The 475-nt window shown below is 66.1% G+C and carries 1 protein-coding gene and 1 pseudogene; both read left to right on the top strand.

Features of this window, described 5'->3' with window-relative positions; translation table 11 throughout:
* Window positions 1–224 (top strand): ABC transporter permease (locus H7I41_RS10590; protein WP_264012534.1); only part of this gene is annotated, 224 nt, incomplete at its 5' end.
* Window positions 225–232: 8 nt separating this feature from the next.
* Window positions 233–475, top strand: a pseudogene (locus H7I41_RS10585) (ABC transporter permease); the annotation flags it as partial.

Genomic DNA, 475 nt, shown 5'->3' with positions numbered 1-475 from the left:
GCCTGACCCTGATCACCGGCCCCACCGATGTGTTCATCGCCCTCATCAAGGCGGCCCTGTTCGGCCTGACCGCCGGCCTGATCGCCTGCTACAAGGGCATTTCGGTGGGCGGCGGACCGGCCGGTGTCGGTAACGCGGTGAACGAGACCGTGGTGTTCACCTTCATGGCGCTGTTCGCCATCAACGTGGTCGCCACCGCCGTCGGTGTGAAGGCGGGGACGTGACAACCACAATGGGCCTGCGGGTCAAGCGAAGCGTCGACGGAGTCGTCCATAGCTGGAATCAGGTGGGGGAGCAGACCCAGTTCTTCGGGCGCACCCTGATCTCCATCGGCGACGTCTTCGTCCGTTACCCGAAGGAACTCATCCGGCTGATCGCCCAGATGGGCCTCGGCGCGGGCGCTTTGGCCATCATCGGTGGCACGGTCGCCATCGTCGGCTTCCTGACCGTCAGTACCGGCGCCCCCGTCGCCGTG

The sequence above is a fragment of the [Mycobacterium] manitobense genome (genome assembly GCF_025821665.1).
GTDB lineage: Bacteria > Actinomycetota > Actinomycetes > Mycobacteriales > Mycobacteriaceae > Mycobacterium > Mycobacterium arseniciresistens.
This window is presented reverse-complemented; position numbering and strand designations above follow the sequence as displayed.